This window comes from Catellatospora chokoriensis, assembly GCF_011297315.1.
GTDB lineage: Bacteria > Actinomycetota > Actinomycetes > Mycobacteriales > Micromonosporaceae > Catellatospora > Catellatospora citrea.
This window is the reverse complement of sequence record NZ_JAAOTI010000039.1, coordinates 1-19,248: the sequence shown is the minus strand read 5'-3', so window position 1 is coordinate 19,248 and position 19,248 is coordinate 1. Positions and strand designations below refer to the sequence as shown.

General features: G+C 71.9%; 18 protein-coding genes. 7 read left to right on the top strand and 11 right to left on the bottom strand.

The annotated features are described in order from the left end of the window. The first annotated feature begins 31 nt into the window (after positions 1 to 31). Complete coding sequence (locus HAV39_RS37645; RefSeq protein ID WP_191843930.1) at positions 32 to 1,423, top strand: class II fumarate hydratase; 1,392 nt, start codon at positions 32 to 34, stop codon at positions 1,421 to 1,423. A 120-nt stretch (positions 1,424 to 1,543) separates the two neighbouring features. On the opposite strand, the gene rlmB is transcribed toward HAV39_RS37645, so the two are convergent. From rlmB to HAV39_RS37625, 4 genes are all read right to left on the bottom strand, one after another. Beyond that, entirely contained in the window at positions 1,544 to 2,668 is a 1,125-nt protein-coding gene (rlmB, locus tag HAV39_RS37640) for a 23S rRNA (guanosine(2251)-2'-O)-methyltransferase RlmB (protein WP_191843929.1), read from the bottom strand. Beyond that, the gene (gene cysS / locus HAV39_RS37635; RefSeq protein ID WP_191843928.1) at positions 2,668 to 4,083 is read right to left on the bottom strand and encodes a cysteine--tRNA ligase; all 1,416 of its coding nucleotides are present in this window, start codon (positions 4,081 to 4,083) and stop codon (positions 2,668 to 2,670) included. The genes rlmB and cysS overlap by 1 nt, the downstream gene beginning before the upstream one ends. Positions 4,084 to 4,263: 180 nt before the next feature. Further along, a complete protein-coding gene (locus HAV39_RS37630) occupies positions 4,264 to 4,929 on the bottom strand; it encodes an HAD family hydrolase (protein ID WP_191843927.1) in 666 nt (221 codons plus the stop codon). 25 nt (positions 4,930 to 4,954) lie between these two features. Further along, entirely contained in the window at positions 4,955 to 5,671 is a 717-nt protein-coding gene (locus tag HAV39_RS37625; protein WP_191843926.1) for an HAD family hydrolase, read from the bottom strand. 42 nt (positions 5,672 to 5,713) lie between these two features. On the opposite strand from HAV39_RS37625, the gene HAV39_RS37620 reads away from it, so the two are divergent. Further along, complete coding sequence (locus HAV39_RS37620) at positions 5,714 to 6,331, top strand: helix-turn-helix domain-containing protein (RefSeq protein WP_191843925.1); 618 nt, start codon at positions 5,714 to 5,716, stop codon at positions 6,329 to 6,331. A 268-nt stretch (positions 6,332 to 6,599) separates the two neighbouring features. Here HAV39_RS37620 and HAV39_RS37615 read toward each other — a convergent pair whose 3' ends face one another. From HAV39_RS37615 to HAV39_RS37590, 6 genes are all read right to left on the bottom strand, one after another. Next, positions 6,600 to 7,121, bottom strand: coding sequence for a hypothetical protein (locus HAV39_RS37615; protein WP_191843924.1), 522 nt, complete (start codon positions 7,119 to 7,121; stop codon positions 6,600 to 6,602). A 314-nt stretch (positions 7,122 to 7,435) separates the two neighbouring features. Further along, positions 7,436 to 9,109 (bottom strand): fumarate hydratase, encoded by a 1,674-nt coding sequence (locus tag HAV39_RS37610; protein ID WP_191843923.1) that lies wholly within the window; start codon positions 9,107 to 9,109, stop codon positions 7,436 to 7,438. Positions 9,110 to 9,140: 31 nt separating this feature from the next. Next, positions 9,141 to 10,460 carry an outer membrane protein assembly factor BamB family protein gene (locus HAV39_RS37605; protein ID WP_191843922.1) on the bottom strand — a complete coding sequence of 440 codons (1,320 nt, stop codon included), beginning with the start codon at positions 10,458 to 10,460 and terminating at the stop codon, positions 9,141 to 9,143. A 47-nt stretch (positions 10,461 to 10,507) separates the two neighbouring features. Then, complete coding sequence (locus HAV39_RS37600; RefSeq protein WP_239120792.1) at positions 10,508 to 10,987, bottom strand: Lrp/AsnC family transcriptional regulator; 480 nt, start codon at positions 10,985 to 10,987, stop codon at positions 10,508 to 10,510. Between the two features lie 12 nt (positions 10,988 to 10,999). Then, the gene (locus HAV39_RS37595; RefSeq protein WP_191843921.1) at positions 11,000 to 12,208 is read right to left on the bottom strand and encodes a hypothetical protein; all 1,209 of its coding nucleotides are present in this window, start codon (positions 12,206 to 12,208) and stop codon (positions 11,000 to 11,002) included. Beyond that, complete coding sequence (locus tag HAV39_RS37590; protein WP_239120791.1) at positions 12,208 to 12,699, bottom strand: sigma-70 family RNA polymerase sigma factor; 492 nt, start codon at positions 12,697 to 12,699, stop codon at positions 12,208 to 12,210. The genes HAV39_RS37595 and HAV39_RS37590 overlap by 1 nt, the downstream gene beginning before the upstream one ends. 182 nt (positions 12,700 to 12,881) lie before the next feature. On the opposite strand from HAV39_RS37590, the gene hppD reads away from it, so the two are divergent. The 5 genes from hppD (at position 12,882) to HAV39_RS37565 (ending at position 18,291) form a co-directional block, all read left to right on the top strand. Continuing rightward, entirely contained in the window at positions 12,882 to 14,051 is a 1,170-nt protein-coding gene (hppD, locus tag HAV39_RS37585) for a 4-hydroxyphenylpyruvate dioxygenase (protein ID WP_191843919.1), read from the top strand. A 110-nt stretch (positions 14,052 to 14,161) separates the two neighbouring features. Continuing rightward, positions 14,162 to 14,851 carry an RDD family protein gene (locus HAV39_RS37580; protein ID WP_191843918.1) on the top strand — a complete coding sequence of 230 codons (690 nt, stop codon included), beginning with the start codon at positions 14,162 to 14,164 and terminating at the stop codon, positions 14,849 to 14,851. A gap of 9 nt (positions 14,852 to 14,860) precedes the next feature. After that, entirely contained in the window at positions 14,861 to 15,802 is a 942-nt protein-coding gene (locus tag HAV39_RS37575) for an RDD family protein (RefSeq protein WP_191843917.1), read from the top strand. Beyond that, positions 15,799 to 16,866, top strand: a complete 1,068-nt coding sequence (gene hisC, locus HAV39_RS37570) for a histidinol-phosphate transaminase (RefSeq protein ID WP_191843916.1) — start codon at positions 15,799 to 15,801, stop codon at positions 16,864 to 16,866. Before HAV39_RS37575 ends, hisC begins: the two co-directional genes overlap by 4 nt. Before the next feature lie 162 nt (positions 16,867 to 17,028). After that, on the top strand, positions 17,029 to 18,291 hold the full coding sequence (locus HAV39_RS37565) for an outer membrane protein assembly factor BamB family protein (RefSeq protein ID WP_191843915.1): 1,263 nt from the start codon (positions 17,029 to 17,031) through the stop codon (positions 18,289 to 18,291). A gap of 78 nt (positions 18,292 to 18,369) precedes the next feature. Here HAV39_RS37565 and HAV39_RS37560 read toward each other — a convergent pair whose 3' ends face one another. Beyond that, entirely contained in the window at positions 18,370 to 18,885 is a 516-nt protein-coding gene (locus HAV39_RS37560) for a hypothetical protein (protein WP_191843914.1), read from the bottom strand. Between the last annotated feature and the right edge of the window lie 363 nt (positions 18,886 to 19,248).

The following is a 19,248-nucleotide window of genomic DNA, read 5'->3' as shown; positions in this document are numbered from 1 at the left end:
TACCCGTGCTTCAGGGGGTAAGCATGGAGCCATGACGGAGTATCGAGTCGAGCACGACACGATGGGCGAGGTCCGGGTGCCCGCCGACGCCCTGTGGGGCGCGCAGACCCAGCGGGCCATTGAGAACTTCCCGGTTTCGGGGACTCCCCTCCCGTACCCCCTGATCATCGCCCTTGCCCAGATCAAGGCGGCGGCGGCCGAGGCCAACGCGGCCACCGGGGACCTGGACGCGCAGACCGCCGGCGCGATCGCGTCCGCGGCCCGCGAGATCGCCGAGGGCGACTTCGCGCCGCACTTCCCGCTCGACGTGTTCCAGACCGGCTCGGGCACGTCGACCAACATGAACATGAACGAGGTGCTGGCCCGGCTCGCCGGGCAGCGCCTGGGCCGGGCGGTGCACCCGAACGACCAGGTGAACGCCTCGCAGTCGAGCAACGACGTGTTCCCGTCGGCGATCCATCTGGCCGCGCTGCGGCTGGTGGCGTACGAGCTGCGCCCGGCGCTGCTGGAGCTGGAGAACGCGCTGTCGCGCAAGGCCGGCGAGTTCGCGCACGTGGTGAAGTCGGGCCGGACCCACCTGATGGACGCCACGCCGGTGACCCTGGGCCAGGAGTTCTCCGGCTACGCCCAGCAGGTGCACCGGGCCGCCGAGCGCATCGCCTCGACCCTGCCCCACGTCGCGGAGCTGCCGCTGGGCGGCACCGCCGTGGGCACCGGCGTCAACGCGAGCGCCGAGTTCCGGCGCGAGGTCTACCGCCGGCTGGCCGCGAACACGGGTCTGCCCGTCAAGGAGGCCGAGAACCACTTCGAGGCGCACGGCGCCCGTGACGCCCTGGTGGAGCTCTCCGGCCAGCTCCGCACCGCCGCGGTCAGCCTCTACAAGATCGCCAACGACGTCCGCTGGATGGGCTCCGGCCCTCGCGCCGGCCTCAGCGAGCTGCGCATCCCCGACCTGCAGCCCGGCTCGTCGATCATGCCCGGCAAGGTCAACCCGGTCATCTGCGAGTCCGTCCGCCAGGTCTGCGCACAGGTCATCGGCAACGACACCGCGGTCGCCTTCGCCGGCTCCCAGGGCGACTTCGAGCTCAACGTCATGCTCCCGGTGATGGCCCGCAACCTGCTGGAGTCCATCACCCTGCTGGCCAACGTCAGCCGCCTGTTCGCCGCCAAGTGCATCGTGGGCCTGCAGGCCAACGAGGAGGTGGCCCGCCTGTACGCCGAGGGCTCCCCGTCGATCGTGACGCCGCTCAACCGGCACATCGGCTACGAGGAGGCGGCGGCCGTCGCCAAGCAGGCCCTCGCCGAGAACAAGACCATCCGACAGGTCGTGGTCGAACGCGGCCACGTAGAGGCGGGCAAGCTCACCGAGGAGCAGCTCGACGCGGCCCTCGACGTGCTCGCCATGACTCGCCAGCCCGACTGACCCGGACCGCCCCGCGCCCGCGGCCCAGCACAGATAAACGTTGGCCTATCTGATCGAGTTTTCGTAGATCGAACTCGATCAGATAGGCCAACGTCGATTAGCAGCCGGGGTGGTGGACGGTCACGCCGCCCGGCGGCGGCGGGCGACCTCGGCCAGGGCCACAGCCGCGGCCACGGAGGCGTTCAGCGACTCGACCTCGGACACCATCGGGATGCCCACCCGCATGTCGCAGGTCTGCCCCACCAGCCGGCCCAGGCCGCGTCCCTCGGACCCGACCACCACGACCAGCGGCCCGACGGCCGCCTCCAGCTCGTACAGGTCGGCTTCCCCGTCGGCGTCCAGCCCGACGACCACGAAGCCCTCCGACTGCGCCTGCTTCAGCGCCCGGGTCATGTTGGTCACCTGCGACACCGGCAGCCGGGCCGCGGCGCCGGCGCTGGTCCGCCACGCGGTCGCCGTGATGCCCGCGGCACGCCGCTCGGGCACGAAGATGCCCTGCGCACCGAACGCGGCCGCCGACCGGATCACCGCACCGAGGTTGCGCGGGTCGGTCACCCCGTCCAGCGCCACCAGCAGCGGCTCCGGGTGCTCGATGGACGCGGCGAGCATGTCCTCGAAACTCTCGTACGCGAACGGCGGCACCTGGATGCCGATGCCCTGGTGCAGCACGCCGCCGGTGAGCCGGTCGAGTTCGGCGCGGCTGATCTCCAGGATCGGGATGCCGCGGTCGCCCGCGGTGCGCACCGTCTCGGTGATCCGCTCGTCGATGTCGAGCCCTTGGGCCACGTAGAGCGCGGTCGCGGGCACGTGCGCGCGCAGCGCCTCGACCACCGGGTTACGGCCGACGAGCAGTTCGGGAGCGTCCTTCGGGGTCATCGACTTGCGCCCCGGGGCGACCCGCGGGCCGCTGCGCACGGGTGCGCCGCCGCGGCCGGCCGGGGTGCGCCGGGTCGGGGTGCCCTTGCCGCCGCTGCCGCGGCCCCAGGTGGTGTCCTTGCTGCCCGGCTTGCCGATCTTCGGGGCACGCCCCTCGGCGGCGGCGGCCTTGCGCTCCTTGTCCTGCTTCCAGGCGGTCTTCGAGGGCAGCTTCTCGGTGCCCGAGTAACCCTTGTGCCACGGACGCTCGTCGGCGGGCAGGGTCTTGCCACGACCCTTCAGGGTGTCCTTGCCCTTGCCGCCCGTGCCCTTGGCGGCGCTCTTCTTGCTCACCTGGCGAATGTTCCGGCGTTGCGAGTTGCCCGGCATTACAGTTCACTTCCGATCGTCCAGCGTGGACCGTGCGGGGTGTCCTCCACCACGACTCCGGCCTGTTTCAGCTGATCCCGCACGGCATCCGCGGCGGCCCAGTCCTTACGTTCGCGTGCGGCCGTGCGCTGCTCCAGGGCGAGCGCGACCAGCGCGTCGACCGTGCTGCGCATGCCGCTGCCGCCCTTGCTGTCGGCCCAGGCGGCGTCCAGCGGGTCGATGCCGAGCACGCCGAGCATGGCCCGGACGCTGCCCAGCGCGCCCGCGGCGGCCTTGTCGTTCCCGGCGGCCAGCGCGGTGTTGCCCTCGCGGACGACCTCGTGCAGGGCCGCGAGCGCGGCCGAGGTGTTGAGGTCGTCGTCCATGGCCGCGGTGAAGTCGGCGCACAGCGCCGTCGGCTCGACCACGCCGACGAGTTCCACGGCCCGCTGCACGAAGCCCTCGATGCGGCGGTATGCCGTCGCGGCCTCCTCCAGCGCGCCCCAGCTGAAGTCGATACGGGCCCGGTAGTGCGGGGCCAGCATGTAGTAGCGCAGGTCGACGGGCCGGATGCCGTGCTCGACGACCGAGTCGAGGTCGATGACGTTGCCCAGCGACTTGCTCATCTTGGCCTCGCCGAGGTTGAGCAGGCCGTGGTGCACCCAGAACCGGGCGAACGCCAGCCCAGCGGCACGCGACTGCGCCTGCTCGTTCTCGTGGTGCGGGAAGACCAGGTCGAGGCCGCCGCCGTGGATGTCGAACTCCGCACCCAGGTAGCGCTTGGCCATCGCGGAGCACTCGATGTGCCAGCCGGGCCGGCCGCGGCCCCACGGCGAGGGCCACTCGGCGTCGTCGGGCTCCGCGGACTTCGCGCCCTTCCACAGGGCGAAGTCACGCGGGTCGCGCTTGGCCCGCTCCGGGCCGTCCGGCGCGGCCAGCATGTCGTCGGGCCGCTGCCCGGACAGGGCGCCGTACTCGGCGAAGGAGCCGACGGAGAAGTAGACGTCGCCGCTGCCGTCGTTGCTCGGGTACGCGTTGCCGCGCTCGATCAGCTCGGTGATCAGCTCGTGCATCTCGGGCACGTGCCCGGTGGCGCGCGGCTCGTAGGTCGGCGCGAGCACGTTCAGCGCCCGGTAGGCGGCGGCCAGCGTCACCTCGTTGGCGTACGCGATCGACCAGAACGGGCGACCCTGCTCCACCGACTTGGCGAGGATCTTGTCGTCGATGTCGGTGATGTTGCGCACGAACACGACGTCGTAGCCCGCGTGCAGCAGCCAGCGCCGCAGCACGTCGTAGTTGACGCCCGAGCGCAGGTGGCCGATGTGCGGGCCGGACTGGACGGTGAGACCACACAGGTACACGGAGGCCTGACCGGGAACGCGCGGCACGAAGTCGCGCACCTGTCTGGTCGCGGTGTCAAAGAGTCTCAACGTCACCGCACAAGGATAGTCAATGCGCGGCGATCCGCTGCGACTGCAGCCACCGCAACGCAGCAACCTCATCCGGATCGCCGCCGATTCGATACTGACGGCCGTCAGTGCCGGTGATTCCCATCACCGCCACCCCTGACGCCGTCGATCATGCCGGCGTGGTGGCAGGGCGCGTGGAGCGCCGAGTCAGTTGTTGAGCGCCGCCACCGCGTCGGGCAGCTCGGCCAGGTCCGCGATCACCACGTCGGCCCGGACCGGTCCGGGTGCGGGGGCACCGGCACGGTTCAGCCAGACGGTACGCAGACCGGCGCCCGCCGCCCCGGCGACGTCATGGTCGTACGAGTCCCCGACGTACACCACCTCGTGCGGCTGCGCCGACGCGGCGGCGAGCACCGCGTCGAAGAAGCCCCGAGCCGGCTTCTTCGGCACCCCGTTCTCCAGCGCGTACAACTCGAACGCGAACCGCCCGCCGAGCCCGCACCGGTCGGCCAGGCTGTTGGCGTTCGTGGCGTACCCGAGCCGGTAGTCGCGGCTCAGCTTGTCCAGCACCGCGGCCACCCCGTCGAACGGGCGCGAGTTCGCGTACCGCACCTCGAAGAACAGCTCCAGCCACCGGTCCAGCTCGTGCTCCCGCCCAGCCCGGGCCAGGGTGTGCCGCATCGCGGCGGCCCGGATGTCGCGGGCGTGGTGGTCGGCCAGCAGCGTCCAGTGCTCCTCGGCGTCGGCCGCGAACAGCTCCAGGGTGAGCGCGGGGTCGGCCACCGCGGCGGTGACCGCGATCAGGCCCGCCGTCACGGCGGCGCGGATGTCCACCAGCGTGTCGTCGGCGTCGAAGGCGACTGTTGTGATCATCGGTACACGTTAGCGGAACCGCAGGTCAGCGCCCTGCACCGTCACTCGCAGGGGGTACGCCGTCCCATGTCGCGAGACGGGACAGCCCGTCCGGCAGCTGTGCCAGGCGCTCGATCACCAGATCCGGGACGACGGGGCCGGGCAGCTCGTGCCCGGCCCGGTTGACCCACACCGTACGCATCCCCGCCGCAGCGGGTGCCTGTACGTCGTGGTGGTAGTTGTCGCCCACGTACGCGATCTCGCCCGGCTTCGCGCCCGCGGCGGCGGCGACCGCGGCGAAGAACTCCGGCGCGGGCTTCTTCGGCAGGCCGCCCTGGTGGGCGTACAACTCGAAGGCGAATTCGCCGCCCAGCCCGCACCGGTCCGCCGTCGAGTTGCCGTTGGTCGCATAACCCACCAGGTACGACTCCCGCAGCCGGGCCAGCGTGGCCAGCGCGTCCGGGAACGGCCGGGTCTGCTGGTAGCGGAAGTGGAAGAAGAGGTCGCAGTGGTGGTTAAGGTGCTGCTCCATGCCGAAGCGGGCCAGCGTACGGCGCATCGACTCCCGCCGGATGTGCGGGACGGGCGCCTCGGGGTCCTCGGCGAAGACCGCCGACCAGTCGTCGCGCATCTGCTCCCGGGTGGGCGCCAGGTCCGGCGCGAGCAGCCGCAGGCTGCCGAGCACCTGCTCCAGCGCGTAGTCGATCGCCGGGCGAAGATCGAGCAACGTCTCGTCCGCGTCGAACACCACTGCCTTGATCACTCCGCCACTCTAGTCACCACCGTCGACGCCTACGCTTAGCCCGTGGACACCGCACAGACGCTCGACCGTGGGCTGCGCCTGCTGACCCTGGTCGCGGACACCCCCGGCGGGCTGACCGTCACCGAGGCCGCCAACCGCCTCGGCGTCGGCCGCGCCGTGGTGTACCGGCTGGTCACCACACTCACCGAGCACTCGCTCGTGCGCCGCGACTCCGGCGGGCGGCTGCGGCTCGGCCTGGGCCTGCTGCACCTGGCCCGGCGCGCCCAGCCGCTGCTGGCCGACGCGGCGCTGCCCGCCCTGCGACGCCTGGCCGACCAGGTCCACGCCACGGCCCACCTCACCGTCGCCGACGGCGACGAGGCGGTCGCAGTCGCCGTCGTCGAACCCAGCTCGACGATGTTCCACGTCGCCTACCGCACCGGCTCCCGGCACCCGCTGGCCTCCGGCGCCGCCGGCCGCGCCATCCTCTCCGACGCCGCAGGCTGGACCGTCTCCACCGGCGAACTCCAACCCGGCGCGTACGGCATCGCCGCCCGCATCCACCACGTGGAAGGCCTCCGCGCCTCCGTCGGCGTGGTCGCCCTCGCCCCCCTCGACACCCCCACCGTCGGCCCCCTCGTCGTAGCCGCCGCCACCACCATCGCCGCCGCCCTCACCTGACCCCCTCGCCGCCCGACCCGCCCGCCGTAGGCCCCGGGCCGCGGGCCAAGATCGTCCGACTTGCCTGGCACCTGTGCGTATCTTGAAGCGCCATTCGCCCAGGTGCCAGGCAAGTCGAGTGACCTTGAGCGGGGCGCGGGGAGGTGGGCGGTCGGGCGTCGTCCACAGGTGTCCACAGGCGATCCACATGGTTATCCACAGTGGTGCGGCCGGTTATCCACAGGGTCGTACACAGGGATCGTGGATTTGGGGCAGGCTGTGCGGCGTGTTACGTGTCGATCGACCCAGGCGACTGGCCTGGCAGGTGTTCCGCGGGTCCGACGCCCTGCGGGAGGGACTGCTGACGGCCGAGCAACTGCGCGGCGACAACTGGACGAGCCTGGGCTACAACGTCTTCGCCGACAGCCGCCTCGATCGCGACCATGAGCTGAGCTGCCGCGCGTTCGCGCTGGACCTGCCATCTCGCGCCTACTTCGCCGGGCCGTCCACCGCGTGGCTGCACGGTGTCGTGCATGCCGCCGCCTTCGGTGACCCCGTACACCTGGTGGTGCCTGCGGGCACCCGACTCAACCAGCGCAAACATGCGACGGTCCACCGCATGCTGCTCGGGGACGACGAGGTCGAGGTCCACCGCGGGCACCCCGTCACCCGGCCGCTGCGGACGTGCTGGGATCTCGTGCTCCGGCTGGGACTCGTGCCCGCGGTCACGATCATCGACGCGTTGCTGCACGCCAAGCTCGTGATCGCGGCCGAGTTGGGCGAGCTGGCCCGCAGCCGGTTCGGGCGGCATGGCGCAGCCCGGGCGGCCAAGGCCTTCGCACTCGCCGACGGCCGGGCCGAGTCACCCCAGGAATCCCGCCTCCGGCTGGGCCTGGTCCGGGCCGGACTGCCCCGGCCCGAACTGCAGCACCCGCTGGATCGTCCTGCACGTGACCAGCCGCCGCATGCGCACCGACTTCGCCGGCGTCGTCCGCGAGCGCCCTCCGCTCCCGCGGCTGGCGCCCCTAGATCCCTCGACTTGCCAGGCACCTGTGCGAAAGGCGCATCAAGATACGCACAGGTGCCAGGCAAGTCCGACGATCAACGCGCGCTGCGCGCGACGGGTCAGCGGCGGCCGATGGTGAGGGTGGGTTTGGAGGTTTCGGCGAAGAAGTCGTTGCCCTTGTCGTCGACGACGATGAAGGCGGGGAAGTCCTCGACCTCGATCTTCCAGACGGCTTCCATGCCGAGTTCCGCGTACTCCAGGACCTCGACCTTCTTGATGCAGTCCTGGGCGAGCCGGGCGGCGGGGCCGCCGATGGAGCCGAGGTAGAAGCCGCCGTACGCCTGGCAGGCCTTGGTGACCTGGCCGCTGCGGTTGCCCTTGGCCAGCATCACGTACGAGCCGCCCGCGGCCTGGAACTTCTCCACGTACGCGTCCATGCGGCCGGCCGTGGTCGGGCCGAAGGAGCCCGACGCGTACCCCTCGGGGGTCTTCGCCGGTCCGGCGTAGTAGACGGCGTGGTCGCGCAGGTACTGCGGCATGGGCTCACCCGCGTCGAGGCGCTCGGCGATCTTCGCGTGGGCGATGTCACGGGCGACGACGAGCGGCCCGGACAGCGAGAGCCGCGTCTTCACCGGGTGCTGGGCGAGCTCGGCGCGGATCTCCGCCATCGGCCGGTTGAGGTCGATCTTGACGACCTCGTCGGAGACGTCCTCGGCGGTGACCTCGGGCAGGTAGCGGGCCGGGTCGGTCTCCAGCCGCTCCAGCCATACGCCGGAAGGGGTGATCTTGGCGAGGGCCTGGCGGTCCGCGGAGCAGGAGACCGCGATGGCGACCGGGCACGACGCACCGTGCCGGGGCAGCCGGATGACGCGCACGTCGTGGCAGAAGTAGCGGCCGCCGAACTGCGCGCCGATGCCGAAGTTGCGGGTCAGCTCCAGGACCTCGGCCTCCAGCTCGACGTCGCGGAAGCCGTGCGCCAGCATCGAACCCGCCGACGGCAGGTTGTCCAGGTACTTCGCCGAGGCCAGCTTCGCGGTCTTGAGCGCGTGCTCGGCCGACGTGCCGCCGATGACGATCGCCAGGTGGTACGGCGGGCAGGCGCTGGTGCCGATGAGGCGCAGCTTCTCGTCCAGGAAACGCATGAACGAGGCGGGGTTGAGCAGCGCCTTCGTCTCCTGGTAGAGGTACGACTTGTTGGCGCTGCCGCCGCCCTTGGCCATGAACAGGAACTTGTACGCGTCCGGGTGCCCGTCCGGGTCCTCGGCGTAGAGCTCGATCTGGGCGGGCAGGTTGGTGCCGGTGTTGCGCTCGTCCCAGGTGGTCAGCGGCGCGAGCTGCGAGTAGCGCAGGTTGAGGCTGGTGTACGCCTCGTACACGCCGCGGGCGATGTTGGCCTCGTCGTCGCCGTCGGTCAGCACGTGCCGGCCGCGCTTGCCCATCACGATCGCGGTGCCCGTGTCCTGGCACATCGGCAGCACGCCGCCGGCCGCGATGTTCGCGTTGTGCAGCAGGTCCTTGGCGACGAAACGGTCGTTCGGCGAGGACAGCGGGTCGTCGATGATCGACGTGAGCTGGGCCAGGTGCGCCGGGCGCAGGTAGTGCGCGATGTCGTGCATCGCCTCGGCCGTCAGCTGGGTGAAGATCTCCGGCTCGATGGTGAGGAACTTGCGCCCACCCGGCCCGCTCACGACGTCGACGCCCTCGTCGGTGACGAGGCGGTAGTCGGTGGTGTCCGCGCCCAGAGGCAGCAGCGAGGAGTAGGCGAAGTCAGTCACGCGAAAAAGGGTACTCATGTGCCATCGGGCCGCAGAATTCGCGCCCTGGCTAATCGAACGGGAGGTAACCGAGATCACGCCGCTGGCCCAGCAGCAGGCCCTTGTCGTCGGCCGCGAGCACCTCGGCGTCGGACTTGACCTCCTTGCGGACCTTGCCGTCCTCCGGGTTCAGCGCGATCACCCGGTTCGGGCCGCGGTCGGACACCACCACCACGGTGCCCCGCAGCGCCGCCGACGCCTCCGGGCTGATCTTGCGGTGCCACAGCGCCTTCGGCTTGGCCGGGTTCCTCCCGTCGGGCACCACCGCGCTCAGCCTGCGGCCGTCCGCGGAGCGCACCAGCGCCAGCCCGCCGGTGACCCCCAGGATGTGCTCGCCCGCCGCGCACAGCAGCACCTGCTCGCCGAACCCGGCCTCGATGAGCTGCTCCCGGCCGTCGATCGTCAATCCGACAAGCACGCTGTCGGTGCCCGCGGGCAGGCGCCGCTGATCGCAGCCGCCGCCGTCGAAGGTGCGCAGGTGCTGCCCGGCCGGCAGGTGCCACACCCGCTGCCGGCTCACCGCGTCGAGGGCGGTGACGGCGACGTCGCAGCCCCCGTCGCGCGGGGTCGCGGTGCTGCGCACGATCCGGCCGCCCGCCACGGTGACCCGGTCCCGGCGGCCCGGTTCCAGCGCGGGGTCCAGGCGCGCCTCCGACCGGCGCGGGTCGACGACGTACACCTTGCCGTCTATCGGGAAGGCCAGCAGCTCGGGACGGGTGCCGGGCTCGTGGCGGTCCGCGATCCGGTCCGACTCGATCGGCCTGGTGCCCAGCAGCTCCGGATTGTCGGCGAAGAGCACGAACCCCATCCCGGGCAGGCCGGTGGACCAGGTCTTGTTGCCGGTCGCGGGAGCGCGGCCCGAGACCTCGCAATCCCTGGGCGTACGGCAGGCCACGTCCACGATCTCGTCGCGGTACGTCCAGACGGCGGAGGCCTCCCCGTCCCGCCAGACCACCGCCCCGCTCCGCGGGTCGAGCACCTGATATCCCTTGACCAGCAGCTTTCCAGCGACGATGACCGGCTTGTCGGCGGGACCGGCGACCGCCGACCAGTCCGCCTCGGTCGAGAAGTTGCGCCGGCCGGTGAAGCGGTTGAGCGCCTCGACCGAGTCCCGGTGCTCGACGACGACGTAGTCGTCGGTCAGCGTGACCGTCTGCGGGGTGCCGCCGAGCCGCTCCTGCCAGCGCGGCATCGGATCGGCGACCGGGCCGCTCGTGTTGATCCAGGTCCAGAGGTCCGGGAACGGGTTCCAGACGCCGGTGCTCACGAGCACGGTCAGCGCCACGGCCACTGCCACGAGCCAGCCTGCGCCAGCCCTACCCTGAGCCATCCGGCCAGAGTAGCCACGAAAACCTCAAACGTGAGTGACTGTCCGATTCACCCGTGTCGGGCGGCTTTCCCCACCAGCGGCAGCGTCCGATATGGCAGCTGCTCGGCCAGCGCGATCAACGTGGACGCGCGCAGGATCCCGTCGTACGACACGATCTCGTCGATGACCCGCTGCAGGTCGGCATTGGACCGGGCCACGATCCGGCAGAGCAGGTCGCCGCCGCCGGTGATGGTGTACGCCTCCAGCACCTCGGGGATCGTCGACAGGTGCGCGGCGACCGGGTCGTGGCCGCCGCTCTGCCGGATCTCCAGCGTGATGAACGCGGTCACGCCGAAGCCGAGCGCCGCCGGGTCCAGCTCCGGGCCGAAGCCCTTGATGACGCCGCGCGCGACGAGCCGGTCCAGCCGCGCCTGCACGGTGCCCCGCGCCACCTTGAGGCGGCGCGAGGCCTCCAGCACGCCGATCCGCGGCTCGGCCGCCAGCAGCTCGACGAGGCGTACGTCCAGCTCGTCCACGGTGGCAGTCACCGGCCCATCATGTCACCGGGGACGCTGTGCGACCTGTCCGCCTTGCTCGGTCCACACCGCCGTGGCGGTGGTGACTTCAACCCGGGCCGGGCGCGCGAAATCCCCGGGCGCGATCGGCCACCAGGCCCCGAACCAGCCCCCGGACAGCTCCAGCGGCACCGCCGTCCCGTCGGCCAGCACCGCGACGCCGCCCACCGCGCCGTCGGGCGCCCGGCCGATCAGCCAGCCCCGACCGGACGAGCCGCCGGAGCTGCTCTGCATCGGCTGCCACGGCCCGGTGCCGGCCGGTGCCACCGCGACGGCCAGCACCAGGGACGAGGCCGATTGCCGGCAGGAGAGCACGTCCCTGCCCCCGGCGTAGAGCAGGACGCTCTGCTCGCCGGCCGACCAGGTGAACCGCCACGGCGGCAGGGCGGCCAGCCCCGCCTGCCGCAGGGACGTCGCGGCGAGATCCGCGCAGATCTCGGCGACCCCGCCGGTCGTACGGTCGCCGCCCCAGTGCGGCGGCGTCTCCACGATCACCCGGTCGGCGGTGTAGGCGCGCACCGTCGCCTCCGTCAACCCGCCGTCCGGTGCCCACAGCACGAACAGGCCGCCGGACAGCCGCGCCTGGTGGACCGTGCCGTCCGGGTCGACGGCGTCGACCCGGACCGTGCCGGCAGGCGCCCGCCCGACGAGGTAGCCGGCCCTGTCGTAGCCGTTGGCGATGAGGCTGTCGTGCCCCGCGAACCGGGGAAGTCCGTCGCCGGCGTCGGCGAGCGTGCCGTCGACGGCGGTCGAGAAGACGGCGAGCCCGCGCGCGGACAGGATCTCGACCTTCGCCGGGGTGCCCAGATCCCGGCGCGCGCAGTCCACCACGAGCTCGCCGTCGGTGTAGATGCGCAGGCCACGTCCCTTGTCCCGTAGGTCGAACCGCAGCGGGGGCAGCGGTGCCCCCTTGCTCTGCGGGTGCGCCGCCCAACCCGCCCGGCACTGCTCGTCGTACGAGGTGCTCCAGGAGTCGGCGCTCGGCTGCGGGGTGGTGAGCGGCGCGCTGCTCGGGATGGCGCCCTGGGGCCAGGCCAGCACGCCGATCGTGGCGGCGGCGACACCGGCGGCGGCCCACGCCGCTCTCCGGCGGCGGCCCCGCTCGGCCCGGCGGCGGACGTCCGCCACGGTCACGGTGAGCCGCTCCGGCCGGTACTCCTCGGTGAGCTGGGTGCGCAGGTCGTCGACGGTCATCACGCCACCTCCGGGATGGGCTCGTGGGCGACCCGCCGGGCCGGTCGCAGCTGGTGCCGCAGGGCCTGCACGGCGCGGTGCAGATGGGTGTTGACGGTCCCCTCGGTGACGCCGAGCAGTGCGGCCGTCTCGGCGACGCTCAGGTCGGCCAGCAGCCGCAACGCGACCACCTCGCGCTGGCGCCGGGGCAGCCCGGCCAGTTCGCGGCGCAACCCGCCGTCGGGTTCGAGCCCGGCGGCGGACTGCTCCGGGGGATCCCCGAGCACCTCCCGACGCAGCCGCCGCCAGACCGAGCGCCGTACGTTGAGCGCGACCCGGAGCACCCAGGCGAGCGGATTCGGATGTTCCCGCACGGTCTCCCAGCGCGCGTACGCGCGGGCGTACGCCTCGGCGACGGCGTCCTCGGCCCCCGCGCGGTCGCCGCCCGCGGCGAGCACCGCGCGGAACACCGTGTCCTTGCCACTGAGGTAGAACTCTGCAAAGTCGTCCATGCCTCTCCCCTGGTCACCGGGGAGACGCTCCGGAGCCGCCCGAGCATGACAAGGCTTGATAACGATTTGATAACTGCTCATTTTGTACAGCCATCCAGCCGGTTCACCGGTCGTTCTGCGCAATCTGATCAGTGATGGACGAGACAGTTGCCCAGGTCACGGAGCTGGGTAAATCTTTGCGCATGACCGCTGTAGCGCACCCGGCCGCCACCCACGCGTCGCCGGAGCAGATGACCGACCCGTTCCCCGTGAAGGGTGTCGACCACATCGCCTTCCTCGTGGGCAACGCCAAGCAGGCGGCCCACTACTACTCCACCGCGTTCGGCATGACGCTGGTCGCGTACCGCGGCCCGGAGCAGGGCTACCGTGACTACGCCGAGTACGTGCTGACCTCGGGCAGCGCCCGGTTCGTGCTGCGCGGCGCGGTGCACGCGGCCGCTCCCGGCGCGGACCACCACGCCCGCCACGGCGACGGCGTCACCGACATCGCGCTCGAGGTCCCCGACGTGGACGCCGCGTACGCGTACGCGGTGGAGCACGGCGCGACCGGCCTGCAGGAGCCGTACGACGAGACCGACGAGCACGGCACCGTGCGCATCGCCGCGATCGCCACGTACGGCGAGACCCGGCACACCCTGCTCGACCGCTCCCGCTACACCGGCCCGTTCGCGCCGGGCTTCGTGGGGCGCGAGCCGCTCGTGGACCGCTCCGCGGCCGTCGCCGCGGGCTCGCCCAAGCGCTTCTTCCAGGCCGTCGACCACGTGGTCGGCAACGTCGAGCTGGGCCGGATGGACGAGTGGGTGGAGTTCTACCACCGCGTCATGGGCTTCACGAACATGGCGGAGTTCATCGGCGACGACATCGCCACCGACTACAGCGCGCTGATGAGCAAGGTCGTCGCCAACGGCACCCGCAAGGTGAAGTTCCCGCTCAACGAGCCGGCGATCGCGAAGAAGAAGTCGCAGATCGACGAGTACCTGGAGTTCTACGGCGGCCCGGGCGCGCAGCACATCGCGCTGGCCACCAACGACATCCTGGCCACCGTCGACGCGATGCGCGCGGCGGGCGTGGAGTTCCTGGCCACCCCCGACTCGTACTACGACGACCCGGAGCTGCGTGCCCGCATCGGCAACGTGCGCGCCCCGATCGAGGAGCTGAAGAAGCGCAAGATCCTGGTCGACCGGGACGAGGACGGCTACCTGCTGCAGATCTTCACCAAGCCGGTGCAGGACCGCCCGACGGTCTTCTTCGAGCTCATCGAGCGGCACGGCTCGCTCGGCTTCGGCAAGGGCAACTTCAAGGCCCTGTTCGAGGCGATCGAGCGCGAGCAGGAGACCCGCGGCAACCTCTGACCACCACCCGGGCAGGGGCGCCGGCCGAGGCGTATGCCGAGGCTGGCGCCCCTTGTCCCCTGCTGCGCGCGCACCCTCGACGGCTGCGAGGACATGGAAGGATGTCGCGCATGACCTCCCCCTCTTCGCCCCCGCCGCCGGCCGACCCGGTGCACCTGCGCGGCCCGGTCCCGCCGCAGGGCCCGGCCGGTCCGTGGGCCGGGCAGCCCACCGGCTGGGTGCCCCCGCCTCCGCCGCCGGGTGCCTGGTCGCCCGTGGCCGTCCCGCTCGCCCCCAGCGGGCAGCCGCTGGCCGGCTTCGGCGAGCGCCTGCTCGCCTTCATCCTGGACAGCGTCATCGTCTCGGCCGTCAGCATGATCTTCACGTTCCCGCTGATGTTCCTGTGGTTGTTCGCGGTGATGGACTGGACGGCGACGCAGACGAACAGCTCCTACGGCGACCCCTACCGCGAACCCGATCCGTCGGAGATCCTCGGCATGTTCGGGATCATGTTCGCCTTCATCGGTGCCCTGTTCCTGATCAATCTGCTGCTCACCTACCTGTACCTGGTCGAGTACCAGCTGCGTAAGGGCGGCGAGACCGTCGGCAAGCGGGTGCTCAAGCTGCGCGTGATCAAGGTGCAGCCCGGCCAGGCGCTGACCCGGGGCGATCTGACCAAGCGCTGGGCCGTGGAGCGGGTGGCGGGCCTCTTCGTGCCGTTCTTCAGCTACCTCGACGGGTTCTGGCAGCTGTGGGACAAACCGCTCCAACAGTGCCTGCATGACAAGGCGGCGCAGACCGTCGTGGTGAAGGTCGGTTAAATAGCTGTCATGACGATCAGTCCTGGGTGGTACAAGGACCCCGCCGATCCCAGCACGCAGCGGTACTGGGACGGCGAGGGCTGGCTCGGCGCGCCCCTGCCCGCCGACGCGACACCGCCGGACGGGCCGCCCGCCGCGCCGCCCCCGCCCCCGCCGCCCGCCGCGCCGCCGGCGCACCCGGGGCAGCAGGGCCACCCGGCACATCCGGGACAGCAGGGCCACCCGGGGCAGCAGACGCCTCCGGTCAGCGGTGCCCGGGACGGCGCCGTGCCGCCGGTGTTCCCGCCGGCCGGCATCCCGCACGGCGGCATGCCGCCCGGTGGCCCTGGCATGCGGCCCCTGCCGCCGGGCTGGCCGCACCCGGTGCCCCAGCCCCCGGTCCGCCCGCACGGCCTGCCCCTGGCCACCCCCGGGGCCCGGCTGGTCGCCCGGATCGTCGACACGATCGCGCTGGTGCTGCTGAACGCCGTGGTCAACGGCTGGTTCATCTACCTGTTCCTGAAGGCGTACATCCCCTTCGCCGAGTCCATCGGCGACAAGTACCTGGAGACCGGCAAGCTGCCGCTCGACATGGAGCGGCCGGCGCAGATGGACGCGCTGCTGCTCGTGATCATCTTGATCGCGCTCGCGCTGTGGTTCGCCTACGAGGTGCCCGCGACCGCGCACACCGGGCAGACGCTGGGCAAGAGACTCGCCCGCATCAAGGTCGTACGGGCCGAGAACCTCGACCCGCTCGGCGTGGGCCGGGCCTGGCGGCGCTGGAGCCCGCTGGCCATGCCGCTGCTGCTGCTCTCCTGCTGCGGCCCCTGCTTCGTCATACTTCAAATGGTTGACGTCGTCTTCATCCTGTTCGACCGCCAGCAGCGCTTGGCCTGGCATGACCGTTCGGCGGGCACCTACGTGGTGCGCCTGCCCGACCCGGTCCGTACCGAGAAGAGAGGCACACCATGAGCGAACGATCTGAGCGCGGCCTGACCAGGCCCGACCTGAACGCTCTGCCGAACTACGTGCCCGGCCGCTCCGTGCCCGGCGCGATCAAGCTGGCCAGCAACGAGGTGCCGTACGGGCCGCTGCCCGGCGTGGTCGAAGCCGTCGCCGACGCCGTCGCGAACGTGCACCGCTACCCCGACATGGGCGTGGTCGCGCTGCGCGACCGGCTCGCCGAGCGTCTGGGCGTGCCCGCCGAGCGCGTGGTGACCGGCTGCGGCTCCGTCGCGCTCGCCGAGCACCTGGTGCGGGCCACCTGCCTGCCCGGCGACGAGCTGCTCTACGCCTGGCGCTCCTTCGAGGCGTACCCGATCATCGCGGCCACCACCGCGGCGACCTCGGTGCGCGTGGCGAACACCGCCGAGCACGGCCACGACCTGGCCGCGATGGCCGCCGCGATCACCGACCGCACCCGGCTGATCCTGGTCTGCAACCCGAACAACCCCACCGGCACCAGCGTGCGCAAGGCCGAGCTGGACGAGTTCCTCGCCGCGGTGCCCGACGACGTGCTCGTCGTGCTCGACGAGGCGTACAAGGAGTTCGTCACCGATCCGGCGGTGCCGGACGGCGTCGAGGTCTACGGCGACCGGCCCAACGTCGCGGTGCTGCGCACCCTGAGCAAGGCCTGGGGCCTGGCCGGCCTGCGCATCGGTTACCTGGTGGCGCACCCCGAGGTGGCCGGTGCGGTGCGCAAGGTGGTCACCCCGTTCTCCACCAGCATGGCCGCCCAGGCCGCGGCGCTGGCGGCGCTGGACGCCGAGGAGGAGATGCGCCGCCGCTGCGACCTGGTCATCGCCGAGCGCGACCGGGTGCAGATCGCGCTGGCGAAGCTGCTGCCGGGCGTGCCGCCCAGCCAGGCCAACTTCGTGTGGCTGCCGCTGGGCGAGCGGTCGGTGCCGTTCGCACAAGCCTGCGAGGCCGAGGGCGTCATCGTGCGCCCGTTCGCGGGCGACGGCGTACGCGTCACCATCGGCACCGCCGAGGAGAACGACGCGCTGCTGCACGCCGCGGAGAAGTACTTCGTCTGATCCGGACGCACGGAAGAGCGCCGCCGGGGCCGGCGGCGCTCTTCCGTTGCACCGGGCGGTTTCCGGTGACGGACGCCATGGCCGCGGCATGCTGAATCGCCCGCCCGCCACCTGGTCGAACGCCCTCGGAATGCGGCCAGGCCCCCGTAATAGGGTGCAGCTATGAGGTGGCGGACCCTGCCCCGCGGAGCTCGGCTCGCGGTGATCGGCGCAGTCTCGGTGGCGCTGCTGGGGGCCGCCGGGCTGGTGGCCTGGCGCGTGCTCGGCCCGGCCGAGGTCGTGACGCCGGCACGCAAGCCCTACCCCCAGCCGGTCATCCCTGCCCCGGGTCCGATCGGCGTGCTGGTCTCCGCCCCGCTCGTGCTCGACGACCGGATCCGGGTCTTCGCCACCAAGCGCCAGGTCTGGGCCGACGCGCCACCGAACTTCAAGTACGAGCGCAGCGCGCTGTGGTCGCTGCGGCGCTGGCCCGCGCAGCTGGTCGGCGTGGTCGCGGTCGGCGGGGGCAACCCCGTCGTGGTGAGCTCCTGGTCGGACGGCGAACTCGTCGGCACGGACGCCCGCACCGGCACGATCGCCTGGCAGGTGAGTGCCGAAACCTTCGGCGATGCCTACACCGGCCGGCGCACCGGAGCCTCGACCGTCTACCAGCCGCCGGGCCTGTTCACCACCGACAGCGCCGTCATCGTCGCCGGCCCCGGCAACGTGACGGCATACGACCCGGCCACCGGGGCCAGGCGCTGGCAGGTGGCCGCGCCCGGGGCCGCGGACTGCCGTGGCGTCGACCTCACCTCGGCTCAGCAGTACCTGGTGCACGACACCTGCGCGGGCATCGTGCGGCGCTTCGACGCCGCCACCGGCACGGCACTGCCTGACCTGGACGGGGGCGTCACCGCGGTCGAGCCGGTGTCCTGCGCCGTCGGCCACTCCCGCTGCCAGGGCGCACGCCTCACCCGACCGGCCGGCGCGGAGGGTCGCCTGCTCACCGGACCGGACGCCGAACCGTCCCCGCCGCTGGCGGCCCCGGGTGCGGTCCTCGCCGGCGGGATCGCCGCCACCGCACCGGATCCGGCCGCGGTCACCCGCCTGGACGGCCGTGACCCCCACACCGGTGAGCTGCGCTGGACCTGGCAGCCACCGGCCGCGGACACCACACCGCCGCGGCTGCTGGCGGCCTCCGGCGACCGGGTGCTCCTGCTCGCCCCGGACCACACGCTGGTCTCGATCAGCGCCGCCTCAGGCAAAGAACTGTCGCGCGCGTCGCTGCAGCTCCACTACGAGCCCGACACCGCATACGACCTCGCCCAGGTGCACACCTCAGGCCGTTACCTGGTCCTCGTCCGCACCATCCCCGGCGCCCCCGTCACCGCTCCCGACGACGACTACTACCTCAGCCCCCGCCCCGTCCTCCTCGCCGCCTCCTGACCACCCCCCACCGGGTTGATCATGAACTTAGGGCACGGTTCGGCGGCGTGTCGTGGACACGGCTACGTGGTGACCTTGTCAGCGACGTGACCTGGCGACCTCAGGCGTCACGGAGCGGTCGACGGCCAGCCATGCCTCGGTGTTCCGGCAGCGGTCCAGCCCGACGGCCACGAACTCGTCGGGGTCACGCCGCCGACGGGTCGCGCCGAGGTGCGCCAGCACCTGCGAGATGGGACTGCCGATGGCCGGGAAGGGCTCGTTCACGTCGACGAACATCGGCCCGATGGCCAGGTCGCCATCCGCCCACAACGCCGCCCGCTGCGTACCCACACCGCCGGCGTAACCCGCCTCGACATATCCCAACGGGCCGGCGGTGGACCAGTCAGCCAGCACCCGTTCGAAGCCGCCGGGAAGCTTGGCGAACCTCAGGCCGTCTCCGCGGCCGCCGTCGGTCGCGGAGTCGAACAGCTCATCCGTCATGGGGATCAGCGCGAATCCCTGCCGGAGCGGGACGACGACCGCACCAGGTTGCTGCGCCGCGACCCTGCGCAGGACTGCTTCGGCGCCGATGACGGCCTGCAGCTCGTAGCCCATCAGATCCCGGTCCTCCCCGTCGGACGCCGAAGATCCGGTCCGTCCGACACCAGCCTCCCGGGCAGCGCACCGGGTTCCGCAGATTCTGCCCCAGTCCCGAAGACGGCCACCGGCAGGGTGCGCCTCGCTGTCGGTTAAGGATGATCGCTGTTTCGCGTCGAGATCCGTGGTTCAGCCACAGGTTCTGACACGAAACAGCGATCACCTCCAGCCGGCGCTACACGGATAGCGGGCACGAAAAAGGGCCCCGTGAGGGGCCCGAAAAGGGTCTGGATACGCGTCAAGGCCCACCCCGTGAGGGGTGGGCCTTGAACAGCGATGTTTGTCCGGCGGCGTCCTACTCTCCCACAACGTCCCCGTTGC